22 protein-coding genes are annotated in these 14817 nt (G+C 70.2%); 16 read left to right on the top strand and 6 right to left on the bottom strand.

Going from position 1 to position 14817, the window contains the following annotated elements:
- The 5 genes from VGC13_RS17450 to VGC13_RS17430 all read left to right on the top strand — a co-directional run.
- A partial coding sequence (locus VGC13_RS17450) for a S8 family serine peptidase (protein ID WP_331126560.1) occupies positions 1-523 on the top strand: 523 nt, incomplete at its 5' end.
- A gap of 180 nt (positions 524-703) precedes the next feature.
- Positions 704-2254, top strand: coding sequence for an acyl-CoA carboxylase subunit beta (locus tag VGC13_RS17445; RefSeq protein ID WP_331126559.1), 1551 nt, complete (start codon positions 704-706; stop codon positions 2252-2254).
- Positions 2255-2533: 279 nt separating this feature from the next.
- Positions 2534-2992: a DUF433 domain-containing protein gene (locus VGC13_RS17440; RefSeq protein ID WP_331126558.1), complete on the top strand. Its 459-nt coding sequence runs from the start codon at positions 2534-2536 to the stop codon at positions 2990-2992.
- A complete protein-coding gene (locus VGC13_RS17435; protein WP_331126557.1) occupies positions 2992-3318 on the top strand; it encodes a type II toxin-antitoxin system RelE/ParE family toxin in 327 nt (108 codons plus the stop codon). The genes VGC13_RS17440 and VGC13_RS17435 overlap by 1 nt, the downstream gene beginning before the upstream one ends.
- A complete protein-coding gene (locus VGC13_RS17430) occupies positions 3311-3991 on the top strand; it encodes a cyclase family protein (protein WP_331126556.1) in 681 nt (226 codons plus the stop codon). Before VGC13_RS17435 ends, VGC13_RS17430 begins: the two co-directional genes overlap by 8 nt.
- 7 nt (positions 3992-3998) lie before the next feature.
- Here the strand turns inward: VGC13_RS17430 and VGC13_RS17425 are convergent, their stop codons facing one another.
- From VGC13_RS17425 to VGC13_RS17415, 3 genes are read right to left on the bottom strand one after another with little or no spacing between them, the layout of a single operon-like run.
- Positions 3999-4184, bottom strand: coding sequence for a hypothetical protein (locus tag VGC13_RS17425; protein ID WP_331126555.1), 186 nt, complete (start codon positions 4182-4184; stop codon positions 3999-4001).
- A 45-nt stretch (positions 4185-4229) separates the two neighbouring features.
- Positions 4230-4712 carry an MgtC/SapB family protein gene (locus VGC13_RS17420; RefSeq protein ID WP_331126554.1) on the bottom strand — a complete coding sequence of 161 codons (483 nt, stop codon included), beginning with the start codon at positions 4710-4712 and terminating at the stop codon, positions 4230-4232.
- A 27-nt stretch (positions 4713-4739) separates the two neighbouring features.
- Positions 4740-5957, bottom strand: coding sequence for a serine hydrolase (locus VGC13_RS17415; protein ID WP_331126563.1), 1218 nt, complete (start codon positions 5955-5957; stop codon positions 4740-4742).
- Positions 5958-6109: 152 nt separating this feature from the next.
- Here VGC13_RS17415 and VGC13_RS17410 point away from each other — a divergent pair, with 152 nt between their 5' ends.
- From VGC13_RS17410 to VGC13_RS17395, 4 genes are all read left to right on the top strand, one after another.
- The gene (locus tag VGC13_RS17410) at positions 6110-6340 is read left to right on the top strand and encodes an AbrB/MazE/SpoVT family DNA-binding domain-containing protein (protein ID WP_331126553.1); all 231 of its coding nucleotides are present in this window, start codon (positions 6110-6112) and stop codon (positions 6338-6340) included.
- Positions 6328-6783: a type II toxin-antitoxin system VapC family toxin gene (locus VGC13_RS17405; protein ID WP_331126552.1), complete on the top strand. Its 456-nt coding sequence runs from the start codon at positions 6328-6330 to the stop codon at positions 6781-6783. Before VGC13_RS17410 ends, VGC13_RS17405 begins: the two co-directional genes overlap by 13 nt.
- Positions 6784-6893: 110 nt before the next feature.
- Positions 6894-8411 (top strand): acetyl-CoA carboxylase biotin carboxylase subunit, encoded by a 1518-nt coding sequence (gene accC, locus VGC13_RS17400; protein ID WP_331126551.1) that lies wholly within the window; start codon positions 6894-6896, stop codon positions 8409-8411.
- Entirely contained in the window at positions 8408-9805 is a 1398-nt protein-coding gene (locus VGC13_RS17395; protein ID WP_331126550.1) for a class I SAM-dependent RNA methyltransferase, read from the top strand. The genes accC and VGC13_RS17395 overlap by 4 nt, the downstream gene beginning before the upstream one ends.
- 99 nt (positions 9806-9904) lie before the next feature.
- On the opposite strand, the gene VGC13_RS17390 is transcribed toward VGC13_RS17395, so the two are convergent.
- Positions 9905-10096: a hypothetical protein gene (locus tag VGC13_RS17390; RefSeq protein WP_331126549.1), complete on the bottom strand. Its 192-nt coding sequence runs from the start codon at positions 10094-10096 to the stop codon at positions 9905-9907.
- A gap of 110 nt (positions 10097-10206) precedes the next feature.
- On the opposite strand from VGC13_RS17390, the gene VGC13_RS17385 reads away from it, so the two are divergent.
- Positions 10207-10512: a hypothetical protein gene (locus VGC13_RS17385; protein WP_331126548.1), complete on the top strand. Its 306-nt coding sequence runs from the start codon at positions 10207-10209 to the stop codon at positions 10510-10512.
- 76 nt (positions 10513-10588) lie between these two features.
- Here VGC13_RS17385 and VGC13_RS17380 read toward each other — a convergent pair whose 3' ends face one another.
- Both VGC13_RS17380 and VGC13_RS17375 read right to left on the bottom strand, forming a co-directional pair.
- Complete coding sequence (locus VGC13_RS17380; RefSeq protein ID WP_331126547.1) at positions 10589-10795, bottom strand: pinensin family lanthipeptide; 207 nt, start codon at positions 10793-10795, stop codon at positions 10589-10591.
- A gap of 69 nt (positions 10796-10864) precedes the next feature.
- Positions 10865-11140, bottom strand: a complete 276-nt coding sequence (locus VGC13_RS17375; RefSeq protein ID WP_331126546.1) for a hypothetical protein — start codon at positions 11138-11140, stop codon at positions 10865-10867.
- Positions 11141-11327: 187 nt separating this feature from the next.
- On the opposite strand from VGC13_RS17375, the gene VGC13_RS17370 reads away from it, so the two are divergent.
- The 6 genes from VGC13_RS17370 (at position 11328) to VGC13_RS17345 (ending at position 14785) form a co-directional block, all read left to right on the top strand.
- On the top strand, positions 11328-11825 hold the full coding sequence (locus VGC13_RS17370; protein ID WP_331126545.1) for a biotin/lipoyl-containing protein: 498 nt from the start codon (positions 11328-11330) through the stop codon (positions 11823-11825).
- Positions 11826-11858: 33 nt separating this feature from the next.
- Positions 11859-12215 (top strand): hypothetical protein, encoded by a 357-nt coding sequence (locus tag VGC13_RS17365; RefSeq protein ID WP_331126544.1) that lies wholly within the window; start codon positions 11859-11861, stop codon positions 12213-12215.
- A gap of 411 nt (positions 12216-12626) precedes the next feature.
- Positions 12627-13085 (top strand): PadR family transcriptional regulator, encoded by a 459-nt coding sequence (locus VGC13_RS17360; protein ID WP_331126543.1) that lies wholly within the window; start codon positions 12627-12629, stop codon positions 13083-13085.
- A gap of 2 nt (positions 13086-13087) precedes the next feature.
- Positions 13088-13234: a hypothetical protein gene (locus VGC13_RS17355; protein ID WP_331126542.1), complete on the top strand. Its 147-nt coding sequence runs from the start codon at positions 13088-13090 to the stop codon at positions 13232-13234.
- 200 nt (positions 13235-13434) lie between these two features.
- Positions 13435-13989, top strand: a complete 555-nt coding sequence (locus VGC13_RS17350) for a hypothetical protein (protein WP_331126541.1) — start codon at positions 13435-13437, stop codon at positions 13987-13989.
- The gene (locus tag VGC13_RS17345; RefSeq protein WP_331126540.1) at positions 13982-14785 is read left to right on the top strand and encodes a mycofactocin-coupled SDR family oxidoreductase; all 804 of its coding nucleotides are present in this window, start codon (positions 13982-13984) and stop codon (positions 14783-14785) included. The genes VGC13_RS17350 and VGC13_RS17345 overlap by 8 nt, the downstream gene beginning before the upstream one ends.
- Positions 14786-14817: the final 32 nt, after the last annotated feature.

Genomic DNA, 14817 nt, shown 5'->3' with positions numbered 1-14817 from the left:
GTTTGCGCCGGGAACGAACATCGTTTCCGCCTACTACACCAGCAGCACGGCCACCGCCACCCTGAGCGGGACCTCGATGGCGTCGCCGCACGTGGCCGGCGTGGCCGCGCTGTACCTGCAGAACAACACCACCGCCACGCCCTCCACGGTGAACTCCGCCATCATCAATGCGGCGTTCGTGAACAAGCTCACCGGCATCGGCTCCGGCTCGCCCAACCGCCTGCTGAATGCGCTGCTCATCGCACCGCTCAGCCTCTCCCTGACGTGCCAGCCTTACAGCGCAGGCCTTGGATACTGCGAGGCAGTGGCTTCCGGTGGGAGTGGCACCGGGTACAGCTTCACTTGGGCAAACGCCTACGAGATGAACGACAGCAATGGATGGAGCAACGCGACGGCGGAATGTTACTACGACGGCTACTATGTCTTTCCCGTTGACGTGTTTGCAACCGTAACGGACAGCAACGGTACGTCGGTTACGGAATACCGCGAGATCTACTGCCCGCCCGGCTGGCCGTCGCCTTGACTTCAGTGAAATCCTGGAATGAGCGGGCGGGGCCGGTGTAGGCTCCGCCCGCCTGCATATCGGACGACGGCCGCACCCGTGCGGAGTTGGGCACGGGCTGTTAGATTGGGCGCCTTTCCGGGCTCCGGGCGGGGGATCCCGCGTGAACCCGACACCAGCAGACCACGGGCGGAACGTTCGATGTCGATGCGGGAGAAGCTGGAGCAGCTGGAGGAGCTTCGCCGGCAGGCGGAGATGGGCGGCGGGGAAAAGCGCATCAAGGCGCAGCACGAGCGCGGCAAGCTGACCGCCCGCGAGCGCCTGGACGTGCTGCTGGACGAGGGCTCGTTCGTGGAGCTGGACCGCTTCGTGGTCCACCGCGCCACCGAGTTCGGGCTGGACAAGGAGAAGTACCTGGGCGACGGCGTGGTGACCGGCTACGGGACCATCCACGGCCGGCTGATCTACGTCTTCTCGCAGGACTTCACCGTCTTCGGCGGCTCGCTGTCCGAGACGCACGCGGCCAAGATCGTCAAGATCATGGACCTGGCGCTCAAGAACGGCGCGCCGGTGGTGGGATTGAACGACTCCGGCGGCGCGCGCATCCAGGAGGGCGTGGTGTCGCTGGGCGGCTACGCCGACATCTTCCTGCGCAACACCATGGCGTCCGGCGTCGTCCCGCAGATCAGCGCCATCCTGGGCCCGTGCGCCGGAGGGGCGGTCTACTCGCCCGCCATCACCGACTTCATCTACATGGTGCAGGGGACGAGCTACATGTTCGTCACCGGCCCCAACGTGGTGAAGACGGTGACGCACGAGGACGTGACCATGGAGGAGCTGGGCGGCGCCGCCACCCATGCGGCCAAGTCGGGCGTGGCGCATTTCGCCCTGAAGAGCGAGGTGGAGTGCCTGCACCGCATTCGCCACCTGTTCGAGTTCATCCCCCAGAACAACGCCGAGGACCCGCCCCGCAAGCCCACGGACGACCCGTTCGACCGGGCGGACGAGGAGCTGCTGGACATCGTCCCCGACCACCCCGGCCGCCCGTACGACATGCACGACGTCATCCGCCGCGTGGTGGACGACGGCGAGTTCTACGAGGTGCACGCCGACTACGCGGGGAACATCCTCTGCGGCTTCGCGCACGTGGGCGGGCACAGCATCGGGATCGTGGCCAACCAGCCGGCGGTGCTGGCCGGCGTGCTGGACATCGACGCGGCGGTCAAGGCGGCGCGCTTCGTCCGCTTCTGCGACTCGTTCAACGTCCCACTGCTGACCTTCGAGGACGTGCCCGGCTTCCTTCCCGGGGTGGCGCAGGAGCACGGCGGCATCATCCGCCACGGCGCCAAGCTGCTGTACGCCTTCTGCGAGGCCACGGTCCCCAAGGTGACCATCATCACCCGCAAGGCGTACGGCGGCGCGTACGACGTGATGAGCTCCAAGCACATCCGCGGCGACGTGAACTACGCCTGGCCTACGGCCGAGATCGCCGTGATGGGCGCCAAGGGGGCGGTGGAGATCCTGTACCGCCGCGAGATCGGCGCCGCGGAGGACCCGGCCGCCGAGGCGGCGGCCCGGCAGAAGGACTACGAGGACCGCTTCGCCAACCCGTTCGCCGCCGCCGCGCGCGGCTACGTGGACGACGTGATCGATCCGCGCGAGACGCGCGCGCGCGTGATCAGCGCCTTCGACATGCTGCAGAACAAGCGCGACAGCAACCCGCCCCGCAAGCACGGCAACATCCCGCTCTGACGGTTCCCGATGGGCGTTGTACCGGAGGTGGCGGAGTTGTGGCGGTGAGGACCGGCGGATGGCCCGCGTGGGACGGGCAGGGAGAAGGCTCCGGTGACGGAGCCTTCTCACATTCGTGAGGTGCCGCCTCGTCAATTCATGGATGACGGCGGTGCCACGCTCGTCCGGGATGTGCCCGCGGATGGTGGTGCCGCGGGTGGCGGAGTTGTGGCGTGGGATTCCGCCGGGGATTTCGCCTGATTAGCTTCTCTCCTCGGACACTCTGGACGGGAGGCTGACATGGCGGGAGACATCGTGCGGGACGGCGCAACCGGGCAGGCGATCGTCGCCGCCACCGGCACGCCGGTAGACACCATCCTCGAAGCGCTGCAGGCCGGCGATACGCGCGACGACGTGCTGCGCGCGCACCCCGGGCTGCTCCCCGAGGACATCGAGGCGGCACTGCGCTTTGCGCGGGTGGCGGTGCAGCGGGGCGGGGCGCGCACGCCCCAGATGCCGCGCAATGGCGTGATGACGGCGCGCGAGCCGGCACCGGCGTACGCGCCGCCGCGCGCTTCGGCGGCGCCGCCGCTCCCCGACGTGCACGGCGCGCTGCAAAGCGCGGAGCGGGAGCGCGACCGGTCGGCGTACCGGCTGGACCTCATCGACAGCATTCGCGACGGGCTGGCGCAGGGCGCGGCGGGCGACGTGGTTCCCCACGACGAGCTGTTCGCGCGGCTTCGCGCCCGCTTTGCCTGATGCGGGTGGACTGGACGCGGCGCGCCACCCGCGAGCTGGAGGAAAAGGCGGAATGGCTCGCGGAGAACCGCCCCGGCGCCGCGGGCCCCTTCCTGGACCGGGTCGCGGAGGCGCTCCGGAAGCTTCCGAAGTTTCCGCTCCGCGGCAGGCGGCTGCCCGACTTCGAGGATGAGCCGGTGCGGGAGGTCATCGTGGGCGTTCACCGCATCATCTACCTTCCCCAAGAAGAGCGCATCCTGATCGTGACGGTAAAGCACTGCAGCGAAGAGGTGACGGGGTACGATCTCCGTCCCGAGCTTCCCTGGGACAGGGTCTGGAATGGCTGACGAGAATCCGCGGGAACGGCGGCTGGTGGACCTGAGCCACGTGATCGAGCACGGCACGGTGACGCTCAAGGGCTTTCCGGCGCCCATCATCTGCGACTACCTGAGCCGCGAGGCATCGCGCGCGATCTACGCCGAAGGCACGGAGTTCCACATCGGCCGTATCGACATGATCGCCAACACGGGGACGTACGTGGACGCGCCGTTCCACCGCTACGCGGACGGCAAGGACCTGTCGGAGCTGCCGCTGGAGTGGGTGGCGGACCTGGAGGGGGTTGTGGTGCGCGCGACGGAGCGGGCGGGGCGGGGGATCGGGCCCGAGGCGTTCGCGGGGCTGGACGTCGCCGGAAAGGCGGTGCTGGTGCACACCGGGCACGCGGCGCACTGGGGGACGGACGCGTACTTCGAAGGCCATCCGTACCTCACCCGCGCCGCCGCCGAGCACCTGCGGGACGCCGGCGCGCGGCTGGTGGGCATCGACTCGCTGAACATCGACGACACGGACGATGCCGCGCGCCCGGTGCACACCGTGCTGCTGGGCGCCGAGATCCCGGTGGCGGAGCACCTGCGCGGGCTTGAGCAGCTGCCGGACGCCGGGTTCCGCTTCTACGCGGTTCCCGTGAAGGTGAAGGGCTTCGGCACCTTTCCCGTGCGCGCGTTCGCCGCGGTGGGCTGAGGCTGCGTCACTCGTTGGCCTGGGGGTTCGGGCCCGGTCCACTGGTGTCTCCGCCGCCGGGGCGGCGGACGTCCCAGTTTTCCACGGCGAACCAGACGAGGAACAGCAGGATCCCCGCGATGAACACCAGCGCCCAGACGCGGCTGCGGCGGCTGGCGGGGTCGCCGGGCGGGGGAGCGTCGGATTCGCGCATCGTTTCTTCCGCTGCAGAAGGGTCGGCGGGGTGGCGGCTGATGCTTCATCCTTCACCCCGGGAGCCCAGCAGCCGGTGCAGTACCCGTTCCACGGCCTCGCCGGCGATCAGCACCAGCAGGGCGAGGCCCAGCGCCACCAGCGCCATGCGCCACAGGCCCACGCCGCATGCAATGCCCAGGCAGGCGACCACCCACAGGCTGGCCGCCGTGGTGAGCCCGGAGATCTGCTCGCCGGAGTCGGACTTGAGGATGGTGCCGCCGCCCAGAAAGCCGATCCCCGCCACGATGCCCTGGATGACGCGTGACACCGAGTTGCTGTCGAACTCGCCGTCGTGCGCGGCCAGGGAGATGCCGGTGAGCGTCACCAGCGCGGTGCCCAGCGCCACCAGCGCGTGCGTGCGCATGCCGGCGGGCTTGCCGCGAATCTCGCGGTTCAGCCCCAGCGCGCAGCCGATCAGGGTTGCGGCGCCCAGGCGGAACAGGATCTCCGTGAACGGGAACTGCTGGTACTCCGTGGTGAAGTTCATCCGTTGCGGCGGGTGGGAGAGTGGCGGCTACCGCTGCACCGACGCGATGACGCGCTGCACCAGCCCGTCCACCGCGGGGTTGGAGATCCACCGGGCCACGATCACCAGGTCGTTCTCGGGATCGGCGTAGATGACGTTGGTGCCGTTGCCCACGTGGACGAAGGCGGACGCAGGCGCGCTCGCCAGGTACGTGCGGCCGGTGTTCAGGAACCAGTTCATGAAGCCGTAGGTGGGCTCTGCCGGGGTGGGAGTAAGCGCCATGCGCACCCACGCCTCCGACAGGACCTGCCGGTCGCCCCAGCGCCCGCGCCGCAGCGTCAGCAGGCCAAAGCGGGCCATGTCGCGGGCGCTGATGAACATGCCGCCGCCCCAGTGGCCGCCGCCGCTCACCGACTGCACGGGCAGGCCGTCCATCAGCACCCACGAGTTCTCGTAGCCCGTCCAGCGCCACGTGGGTGACGCGCCGATGGGGTCCATCACGTGCTCGCGCAGCACCTGCGGCAGCGGCCGCCGCCAGACGTTGAGCGCCGCCAGCGCCAGCAGGTTCACCCGCACGTCGTTGTACTCGTACGCGGCGCCGGGCTCGCCGCGCGGGCGGGTGAGCCACTCCTGCGGGTTCTGCAGCGGCCGGTCGGCCCAGTCGGGCTTGCCCCAGAGGGTGCCTTCCCAATCGCTGGTCTGGCGCAGCAGGTGGTCCCAGGTGATGCGCCGCTCGCGGTCCGTGTCGAACAGCCGCAGCGGCCGCCCTTCGCCCAGGCCGCCCGGGTGCCGGCCGCCGCCTTCCGGCGCCAGCACGAAGACGAGGCCCACGTACGGGTCCACCGGGTCGTGGACGCCGCGGATCAGCCCGCGGTCCACGGCCAGCCCCACGACGGTGGAGAGAAAGCTCTTGGTGACGCTGAAGGTCATGTCCACCCGCCGCGGATCGCCCCACTCCGCGACGATGTAGCCGCGGCGGATGACGATGCCCGTGGGCTCCCCGCGCTCCGCGAACGGACCCACGGCCTCGCCGAAGGGCTCGCGGCCGAAGGTCTGGTAGTGCGCCAGCTCCAGGTCGCGCGGCGCGCGGCTCTCGCTGGCGACGGCGAACGCCACGGCGGAGTCGAGGAGCACGGGGTCCATCCCCACCTGCGCGGGCGCGCGGCGCTCCCAGTCGTCGCCGGGGCCGGGAACGTAGACGGTGGTGCGCTGCCCATGCGCGGCGGCGGTGACGAGCAGGGCGGCCAGAAGGGAGAGGACTCGCATGCGGCGCACGTGTTCTTCTCGTGACAGGATCGTGGACGATGGAGTTACATAGCGGTGAAAAGAGGGACGGGCAAGCGTTCCGGTGGATGCACCATTTACGCGGACGGATTTTTGCTTTACCTTTCGGTAAAGCGAACTCCCGCGAGGTGCACATGCGCAGAACCCGTCTGAGCAGCAAGTCCCAGATCACCCTGCCTGCCGACTACCGCCGGCGGCTGGGCGTGGAACCCGGAGAGGAGCTCCTCATGGATTTTCAGGAAGACCGCATCGTGCTGCTCAAGAACACCGGCTCGGCGCTCGACGAGCTCCGATCGCTCCCGGCCGAGATCTGGGCCGGCGCGGCCGACGAGATCCAGCGCGCGCGCGACGAATGGGACGGCTGACCTCCCGTGTGCCGGACGGCAGCCGCATCCTGCTGGATTCCGTCTCGATCGTCTACTACATCGAGCGGAATCCCCGGTACTTCGCGGCGGCGGCGGAGTGGATGGAGCGGGTGAACGCCGGACGGCTCACCGCCGCCGCGTCGGCACTGCTGCTGGCGGAGGTGCTGGTCCCCGCGTACCGCGCAGGGAACGCGGCCGCGGCGCGACAGGCGCGCGCCGCGCTGGAGCGCATTCCGAACTTCGAGCTGCTGCAGGTGACCGCCGCCGTCAGCGACGTGGCCGCGCGGCTGCGCGCCGAGCACAACCTGCGGACGCCCGACGCGCTGCACGTGGCGACGGCGCTCGGCGAGGGGGCCGAGTGGATCGTCACCAACGATCACCGGCTCCGCCGCGTGGAGGCGGAGGGGATCCGCGTCTGGCTATTCGACGATCACGTGAACTGATCCACCCGCACCGGCTCGCCAACGCGGCGGGCCGGTTGTAGTTTGGGGCGCTCTCGCCGGACGGATGCCGGCAAGCGCGGTGACACTGGTACCACTCCGCCTGAGGCAGCGTGTTCAAGAAGATCCTTGTAGCCAACCGGGGCGAGATCGCCCTGCGGGTGATCCGCGCGGCGCACGAACTGGGGGTGCAGGCCGTGGCCGTGTACTCCGAGGCCGACCGCCTGGCGCCGCACGTGATGGCCGCCGACGAGGCGTACCTCATCGGCCCGGCGCCCAGCGCGCAGAGCTACCTGCGCGCCGACGTGCTGATCGAAGTCGCGAAGAAGTCGGGCGCGGAGGCCATCCACCCCGGCTACGGCTTCCTGTCGGAGCGCGCGCCGTTCATCCAGGCGGTGCGCGACGCGGGGCTCGTCTTCATCGGCCCGTCGCCCGACGCGGTGACGGCGATGGGCGACAAGACGGCGGCGCGCTCGCGGATGATCGACGCGGGGGTGCCCGTGGTCCCCGGCACGGCGCAGGCGCTGGTGGACGCGGCCGAGGCGCGGCGGGTGGCGGGGGAGATCGGCTACCCCGTGCTGCTGAAGGCCGCGGCGGGCGGCGGCGGCAAAGGGATGCGCATCGTCGCCTCCGAGGCGGAGATCGAGAAGGCCTTCGACGCGGCGGGGAACGAGGCGCAGGCGGCGTTCGGCGACCGCTCCGTGTACATCGAAAAGTACCTGGAGGGGCCGCGCCACATCGAGATCCAGCTGCTGGCCGACCGGCACGGCAACACGCTGCACCTGGGCGAGCGCGAGTGCAGCATCCAGCGCCGCCACCAGAAGCTGATCGAAGAGGCGCCGTCCGCCGTGCTGACGCCCGAGGAGCGCGCGGCGATGGGCGCCATGGCCGTGGCCGCGGCGCGGGCGGTGAACTACGAGGGCGCGGGGACGGTGGAGTGCCTGTACCAGAACGGCGAGTTCTACTTCCTGGAGATGAACACGCGCATCCAGGTGGAGCACCCCGTCACGGAGCTGGTGACGGGGGTGGACCTGGTGCAGTGGCAGATCCGCATTGCCGCGGGCGAGGCGCTGCCGTTCACGCAGGACGACGTGCGCTGGCGGGGGCACGCCATCGAGTGCCGCATCACCTCCGAAGACCCCGCCAACTCGTTCCTGCCGTCCACCGGGCGCATCCGCAACCTGGTGGTCCCCAGCGGCCCGGGGGTGCGCTGGGACGGGGGGATCACGCCGGGGTTCGAGGTGGGGCTGTCGTACGATCCCATGCTGGCCAAGCTGATCGTCCACGCGCCCACGCGCATCGAGGCGATCGAGCGGATGAAGCGCGCGCTGCTGGAGCTGCGCGTGGAGGGGGTGGACACGGCCGTTCCCTTTCACCTGCGGGTGATGGACGAGCCGGACTTTCGCGCGGGTACCATCGACATCAAGTACCTTGACACGCACGCGGACCTGCTGGCCACCGAGCCGGACGAGGCGCTGCTGCGCGCCGCGGCCCTGGCGGCGGCGCTGCTTGAGGAGGAGCGGCGCAACCAGCGGGCAGTGCCGCGGGTGCAGGCGGGATCGGCGTCCGCGTCCGGCGCGGCGGGCGGCGGCGCGTGGCGCGGCCGCGCGGGCGGCTGGAGAGGGCGGTGAGCGAAGGCCGCGGCGGGCGGCGGGGCTCCACGGGAGGTGGGCGCGGAGGCGGCGGCCGGTCCGGTGCCGGGGGACGCGGGCGGGGCGGATCGGCGGGACCCGGACGGCCGGGGCCGCGGCGGCCGCCCGCGCCGGTGACGGTGCGCATCGACTCCATCGCCGCCGGCGGGGAGGGGGTGGGGCGGCTGCCGGACGGGCGCGTGACGTTCGTGCACCGCACGGCCCCGGGCGACCTGGCGCAGATCGTCCTGACGGAAACAAAGGACCGCTGGACGCGCGGGCAGCTGCTGCGCGTGCTGGAGCCGTCGCCGGAGCGGCGCGAGGCGCCGTGCCCGTTCTACGCGCGCTGCGGCGGGTGCACGCTGGAGCACATGCAGTACGACGCGCAGCTGCGGGCCAAGGGGCGCATCGTGGCGGACGCGCTGGCGCGCATCGGCGGGGTGCCGGTGGAGGCGCCGGAGGTGGTGCCGTCGCCCAGCGAGTTCCGCTACCGCAACCGGGTGTCGTTCGCGTTGCGGCGGATGGAGCACGGGCGGGTGGTGGCCGGCTTTCACGCCATCGGCGCGCCGGACGAGATCGTGGACCTGGACGGCGCCTGCCTGCTGTTCGAAGAGGCGATCGGGCGGGTGTGGGACGGCATCCGCGCCAGTTGGGGTCCGGACGCGCGCCGGCTTCCCTCCGGCGAGCAGCTGCGGCTGACGCTGCGGACCAACGCGGCGGGCGAGGTGTCGCTGCTGGTGGAGGGCGGCTTTCTTCCCGGCCGGCCGCAGGAGCTGATCGACGCGGTGCCGGGGCTGGTCTCCGTCTGGCACCGCCCGCGTGAAGCGAACGCGGAGCTGATCGCGGGGGCGCCGGGGCTGCCGGAGACGTGGGGCGACGAGACGGTGGAGCTGAGCGGCGCCGCGTTCCTGCAGGTGAACCGGGCCGCGGCGGCGCTGCTGGAGGCGTACGCCATGGAGCTGGCCGGCGACGTGGCTGGCCTGCGCGTGGTCGATGCCTATTGCGGCATCGGCCTCCATGCGCGGCGGCTGGCGCGCGCGGGGGCCGTCGTCACGGGGATCGAGCTGGACCCGGACGCGGTGGCGGAGGCGCGGCGGAGCGCGCCGGAGGGGGCGGTGTTCGTGGAGGGGCCGGTGGAGGCGCTGATCGCCGAGCACCTGCCGGCGGATCTGGTGATCCTGAATCCGCCGCGCGCGGGGATCGCGGCGGAGGCGGCGGACGCGCTGGTGGCGGCGCCTTCGGGCCGCATCCTCTACATCTCCTGCAACCCCGCCACGCTCGCCCGCGACCTCAAGCGGATGAGCGGCGCCTATCGCCTGGAATCCATCCGCTCCTTCGACCTGTTTCCCCAGACGGCGCACGTGGAGAGCGTGGCGCTTCTGGTGGCGGTGTAACTCCGCCGGGGTGCAGGAAAGACGAAGGGCGGCCGTGTATCGCGGCCGCCCTCCGTCGATTCTGGTCAGGAAAACACGATCACCTGCAGGACGGCCTTCCTACGAGATGCAAACGTTGCGGCAGGTGTCATCGTACACGGTGATGCACGCATAATCGCAACTCATGCCGCCGCAGGTCTGTTCCCCGAGCCGCGTCCAGTCGTGCGCCTGCACGGTGCCGCGGGTGGCGTCCTCCGCACGCGAGGTCCTGAACGTCTCGACGGAAAGGGAATCCAGCTTCAGCTTCTTCATCGTTTCTCCTGGTGTGGATGACGGCGGACCGGCGTAGCGCAACCACGTCGTGTTTGCTGGCTTGCGGATGGCAAATCTAAAACTCGGCGGAATTCGTGTAAAGTGTCACCATGAGATCGGAAATTGAGGCGTGGTGTCCGTCGAGGCCGGTGGAGGCGCTGATCGCCGAGCACCTGCCGGCGGACTTGGTGATCCTGAACCCGCCGCGCGCGGGGATCGCGGCGGAGGCGGCGGACGCGCTGGTGGCGGCGCCGTCGGGCCGCATCCTCTACATCTCCTGCAACCCCGCCACGCTCGCCCGCGACCTCAAGCGGATGAGCGCGGCGTACCGGCTGGAATCCATCCGCTCCTTCGACCTGTTTCCCCAGACGGCGCACGTCGAGAGCGTGGCGCTGCTGGTGGGCACCGGGGCGTAGCGCGAGCCGGCTCTTCAATCGGCACGAGAAAAGGGCGCCGAATGGGAGTTCGGCGGCCCTTGCTGTTGCGTGCACCCTACGCCGCGTAGCAAGCGGTTTCGCAGGTGTTCTGATACCGGGTGCGGCACGCGACCTGGCAGCTCACGCCGCCGCACGTCCGCTCATAGTAGTCATAGGTGTAGACCGAGGCGTCGTGCGCGCGCACGGTGCCGCGGGCGGCGTCGTCCGACTGCGAGGTTTCGAACGACTCGACGGACAGGGACTCCAGCTTCAGCTTCTGCATGGGATGCTCCGGGTGGCGGATGAAAATCGCCCGCCTCGTGAGGTCGAGGCGGGCGCACAGGAGACAGCGTCAGTCGGTGCACGTGCCGGTCTGGGGGATGCAGCCGTCCGCGCACGTATTGCAGGTGTTGCAGGCCGGCAGGTAGCACGACGTGCCCTGGCAGCTGCCCACGCAGGTGCCGTCGTCGCAGGTTTGCGGACAGGTGGCATCTTCGGTCTTGCGGACGGTCACGGGACACGCCGCGGTCCAGTATCCGCGGACGGTGCCCTTCCGCGCATCCTGGCCGTCACCGGTCTCGAACGAGTCCACCCGCAGGTCATCCGGGTTCAGCGAGAGCTTGCGCATCCGGTTTGCTCCTTTCGTGGTGAGAGGACCTGTGCCGTCGTGCTTGTTGTGTCGGGTAAGGTGACGATTTTAGGCGTTCACGTCAACCGGTCCGGATACGGAGCCGTCACGGGCTTGCGGGCGGGAAGGGGCCGGTACACCTTGCTGCACTCTGACCGAGGTTTGATTTCGACCGTGACCTGAACGCATGCGCTACTTCGTTACGATCGCCGGCCGCGAGATGGAGGTGGACCTCACCGGCGCCCATCCGGTGGTGGACGGCACCCCCGTCGAGGCCCACCTGACGCAGCTGCCGGGGACGCAGACGCGCCACCTGCTGGTGGACGGCCGCTCGTACACGCTCGCCGCCGCGGCCGGCGACCGCCGCGGGCGGTGGAGCATCGGCATTGGCGCGGAGCGGTTCACGGCCGACGCGGTGGACGAGCGCACGCGCGCCATCCGCGAGATGACGGGCGCCGGCGAGGACGTGGCCGACAAGACCATCGTGGCGCCCATGCCCGGCCTGGTGCTGAAGGTGGAGGTAGAGGTGGGGCAGGCGGTGCGCGCGGGGCAGGGCGTGATCGTCGTGGAGGCGATGAAGATGGAGAACGAGCTCAAGGCGCCGGCGGACGGCGTGGTGGCCAGCATCTCGGTGCAGCCCGGCCAGACGGTGGACAAGGGCGCCACGCTGATCACGCTGGAGTAGGCGGCGTGCGGGAGTGCGCCGGTGCGTGTGGACGTGAATGACGATCTGTGGTTCTGCGGCGAGTTCATCGCGCCCGAGGGACTGCGCGCGCTGGCTACGATGCTGCCCGGGTGCTCGTGGCCGGTGGAGATCCGCCGCTCGGGATACGACGGCACGGACCTTCTGCGCGCCTCGGCCGGGCCCGTGCACATCGACATGTCGGCGGGCCAGGGGACGCTGAAGCTGTTCTCGGGGACGGTGTCGGCCGATCCGGATGCCGCGCTCCGGATGCTGGGTGAGCTCTCCGATGTCTTTCGGCAGTGCCGGATGCGCCACCGGATCGAGCTCTACACCGCGCCGGACGGCCCGTTGCTCGGCTACCTGCACCACGAGTGGCCTCAGTCGGAGTAGATCGAACCAGATGGGTGACGACGCGCGCCGGTGGACGATCCCCGTCCACCGGCGCGTGCTGCGTCTGGCGCAGAAAACGAGCGAGGGCGCGGAGAATCCATCCTCCGCGTCCTCGTTTTTTCCCGCCGCAACCTCCGTGTGACCCCCAGTCGCGATGCATCTTGCGATATATCTTGCGTTGCGATGTATCACGAGTTATATCTTGCGATACATCGCAAGTGCAGTCGTCTCGTACACGGGGAGGCGGAGATGTTCGGAAGGCATCATTGCGGGGGCGGATGGCAGTTCGGGCCGCGGGGGCCGCGCGGCGGCGGTGGGCCCTGGGGATTTGGATGGGGGCCGGGCGGTCCCGGGGGGCCCGGCGGACCGGGCGGGCCGTTCCAGGGCGGCCGCGGGCCGGGGCGGGGCAGGATGTTCGGCCACGGCGACCTGAAGTTCGTGATCCTTAGCCTGATGGCCGAAAAGCCGCGCCACGGCTACGAGATCATCCGCGAGATGGAAGACCGCTTCGGCGGCGCGTACTCGCCCAGCCCGGGGACGGTGTATCCCACGCTCTCGCTGCTGGAGGACCTGGGATACGCCCGCGCCACCAGCGAAGAGGGAAGCAGTCGCAAGGTCTACGAGATCACCGACGAGGGGCGGGCGTACCTGCAGGAGAACCAGTCGGTGGTGGACGGCATCTTTGGCCGGGTGGACGAGTTCGGGTCGTTCATGTTCGGCCCGGCGATGTCGGTGCTGGGGCGCGCGTTCGCCGAGCTGGGCCGCGCCGGGTTCCGCAGCGCCATGCGCCACCAGGGCGACGAGCAGTGGGTGCAGCGCGCGCGTGAGATCCTGGAGCGCGCCGCCCGCGACCTCGAGGGACTGAACTGACGATGGACGCGGACGAGGACCCGCCGGACGCGGACCGCTGGCCCGTCCACCCCGCCAGCGCGTTCTACGGCCTGTGGCCGCGGTTCACGGCGGAGGAAGAGGACGCCGAGCCCGTTGCCGCCGGGTCCGCCGCGGGCGTCGAGCACTAGAACGGCGTGGGGTACAGAGGAGCAGGGAACAGCCAGAGGAACAGAGGACGCATCCCTCTGTTCCTCTGGCTGTTCTCTGTTCCTCTGTACACATGGCTGTTGAAGTTCTGGGGCGGACGATTGCTGGATGGAGCGGGTCCGGAATATCTTCCAATCCCGACCGCATCCGAACCCTTCCCTACAGCAGACCGGCGAGCCGCATGCCCCGAATCGCCCCGCTGGACTACGCAGAGATGCCGCCCGAGGCGCAGGCCGCGCACGACGAGCACCTGCAAACGGCGCGCATCACCAACATGAAGCGTACGCTGCTGCACTCGGTGCCGGCGTTCCAGGCGCTGATGACGTGGTACCCGCTTCGCGACACCGTGCAGCCGTTCCTGGGCGAGCGGCTGACGACGCTGTTCGCCCACGCGGTCAGCAGCGAGACGGACTGCCTGATCTGCTCCACCTTTTTTCGCCGCATCCTCATCGATTGGGGCGAGGACCCGGACCAGCTGGCGATGGACGAGCGCGAGGCGGCCGTTGTCGCATTGGGCCGCGCCCTGGCGGTGACGCCGCACCGCATGCCGGACGACGTCTACGACCGCGTAGCGGCGCATTTCAGCGACGAGCAGATGGTGGCGCTGGTGGCGTTCGGGGCGCTGATGGTGGCCACCAACGTGGTGAACAACGCCCTTCAGGTGCCGCTGGATGATTACCTGCAGCCGTACCGCAGGCAGCCCGCGGCCGCGGAAGGGGTGGTGGCCCATGGCTGAGCTTTCCGGGCGCGTCGCGTTCATCACCGGCGCGGCGCACGGGCAGGGGCGCGCGACGGCGCTCGCGCTGGCGGAGGCGGGCGCCAGCATCGCGGCGTACGACGTGGCGCGGCCGCTGGAGTATCCGGGCTACGGGATGGGGACCTCGGCCGACTTGGAGTCCCTCGTGGCGGAGTGTGAGGCGATCGGCGCCGCCTGTCTCGCGTTCGCCGGCGACGTGCGCGACGACGGCGCCATCACCCGCGCGGTGGACGCGACGGTGGAGCGGCTGGGGCGCATCGACATCCTGTTCAACAACGCGGGGATCTGCGGATACGGCCTGGCCCACGAGCTGACGGAAGAGGCGTGGGACGCGATGGTCGACATCAACCTGAAGGGCGCCTGGCTGGTGGCCCGCCGCGTGATCCCGGTGATGATCGCGCAGAAGTCCGGCGTCATCATCAACAACTCGTCGGTGGCGGGGCTGCGCGGGATGGGGCGGCTGAGCCACTACGCCGCCAGCAAGTGGGGGCTCACGGGGCTCACCAAGTCGTGGGCCATCGAGCTGGCGCCCCACGGGGTGCGGGTGAACTCCATCCACCCCACCGGCGTCAACACGCCCATGAACGACGGGCTGGCGTGGCTGGAGGGCAAGACGCCCGAGCAGATCGCCGAGGCCAGCGCCGGCAACCTGCTCCCCATCCCCTGGATCGAGCCCGAGGACGTGGCCGAGGCGGTGCTGTACCTGGCCAGCGACCGTGCCCGCTTCGTTACCGGCACGCAGCTGGTGCTGGACGCGGGACTCCTGACGCGGTGATTTGGTCTCACACAGAGTCAACAGAGTCAGCA

Source organism: Longimicrobium sp., assembly GCF_036399255.1.
GTDB lineage: Bacteria > Gemmatimonadota > Gemmatimonadetes > Longimicrobiales > Longimicrobiaceae > Longimicrobium.
Note: the sequence above shows the minus strand (reverse complement) of the source record. Positions and strands in the feature narration are given on the sequence as shown.

What these genes read in the sequence shown, in the direction of transcription:
- VGC13_RS17445 (WP_331126559.1), top strand. Translation starts at nt 704, where the DNA reads ATGTCGATGCGGGAGAAGCTGGAGCAGCTGGAGGAGCTTCGCCGGCAG.
- VGC13_RS17440 (WP_331126558.1), top strand. Translation starts at nt 2,534, where the DNA reads ATGGCGGGAGACATCGTGCGGGACGGCGCAACCGGGCAGGCGATCGTC.
- VGC13_RS17435 (WP_331126557.1), top strand. Translation starts at nt 2,992, where the DNA reads ATGCGGGTGGACTGGACGCGGCGCGCCACCCGCGAGCTGGAGGAAAAG.
- VGC13_RS17430 (WP_331126556.1), top strand. Translation starts at nt 3,311, where the DNA reads ATGGCTGACGAGAATCCGCGGGAACGGCGGCTGGTGGACCTGAGCCAC.
- VGC13_RS17425 (WP_331126555.1), bottom strand. Translation starts at nt 4,184, where the DNA reads ATGCGCGAATCCGACGCTCCCCCGCCCGGCGACCCCGCCAGCCGCCGC.
- VGC13_RS17420 (WP_331126554.1), bottom strand. Translation starts at nt 4,712, where the DNA reads ATGAACTTCACCACGGAGTACCAGCAGTTCCCGTTCACGGAGATCCTG.
- VGC13_RS17415 (WP_331126563.1), bottom strand. Translation starts at nt 5,957, where the DNA reads ATGCGAGTCCTCTCCCTTCTGGCCGCCCTGCTCGTCACCGCCGCCGCG.
- VGC13_RS17410 (WP_331126553.1), top strand. Translation starts at nt 6,110, where the DNA reads ATGCGCAGAACCCGTCTGAGCAGCAAGTCCCAGATCACCCTGCCTGCC.
- VGC13_RS17405 (WP_331126552.1), top strand. Translation starts at nt 6,328, where the DNA reads ATGGGACGGCTGACCTCCCGTGTGCCGGACGGCAGCCGCATCCTGCTG.
- VGC13_RS17390 (WP_331126549.1), bottom strand. Translation starts at nt 10,096, where the DNA reads ATGAAGAAGCTGAAGCTGGATTCCCTTTCCGTCGAGACGTTCAGGACC.
- VGC13_RS17385 (WP_331126548.1), top strand. Translation starts at nt 10,207, where the DNA reads ATGAGATCGGAAATTGAGGCGTGGTGTCCGTCGAGGCCGGTGGAGGCG.
- VGC13_RS17380 (WP_331126547.1), bottom strand. Translation starts at nt 10,795, where the DNA reads ATGCAGAAGCTGAAGCTGGAGTCCCTGTCCGTCGAGTCGTTCGAAACC.
- VGC13_RS17375 (WP_331126546.1), bottom strand. Translation starts at nt 11,140, where the DNA reads ATGCGCAAGCTCTCGCTGAACCCGGATGACCTGCGGGTGGACTCGTTC.
- VGC13_RS17370 (WP_331126545.1), top strand. Translation starts at nt 11,328, where the DNA reads ATGCGCTACTTCGTTACGATCGCCGGCCGCGAGATGGAGGTGGACCTC.
- VGC13_RS17360 (WP_331126543.1), top strand. Translation starts at nt 12,627, where the DNA reads ATGTTCGGCCACGGCGACCTGAAGTTCGTGATCCTTAGCCTGATGGCC.
- VGC13_RS17355 (WP_331126542.1), top strand. Translation starts at nt 13,088, where the DNA reads ATGGACGCGGACGAGGACCCGCCGGACGCGGACCGCTGGCCCGTCCAC.
- VGC13_RS17350 (WP_331126541.1), top strand. Translation starts at nt 13,435, where the DNA reads ATGCCCCGAATCGCCCCGCTGGACTACGCAGAGATGCCGCCCGAGGCG.
- VGC13_RS17345 (WP_331126540.1), top strand. Translation starts at nt 13,982, where the DNA reads ATGGCTGAGCTTTCCGGGCGCGTCGCGTTCATCACCGGCGCGGCGCAC.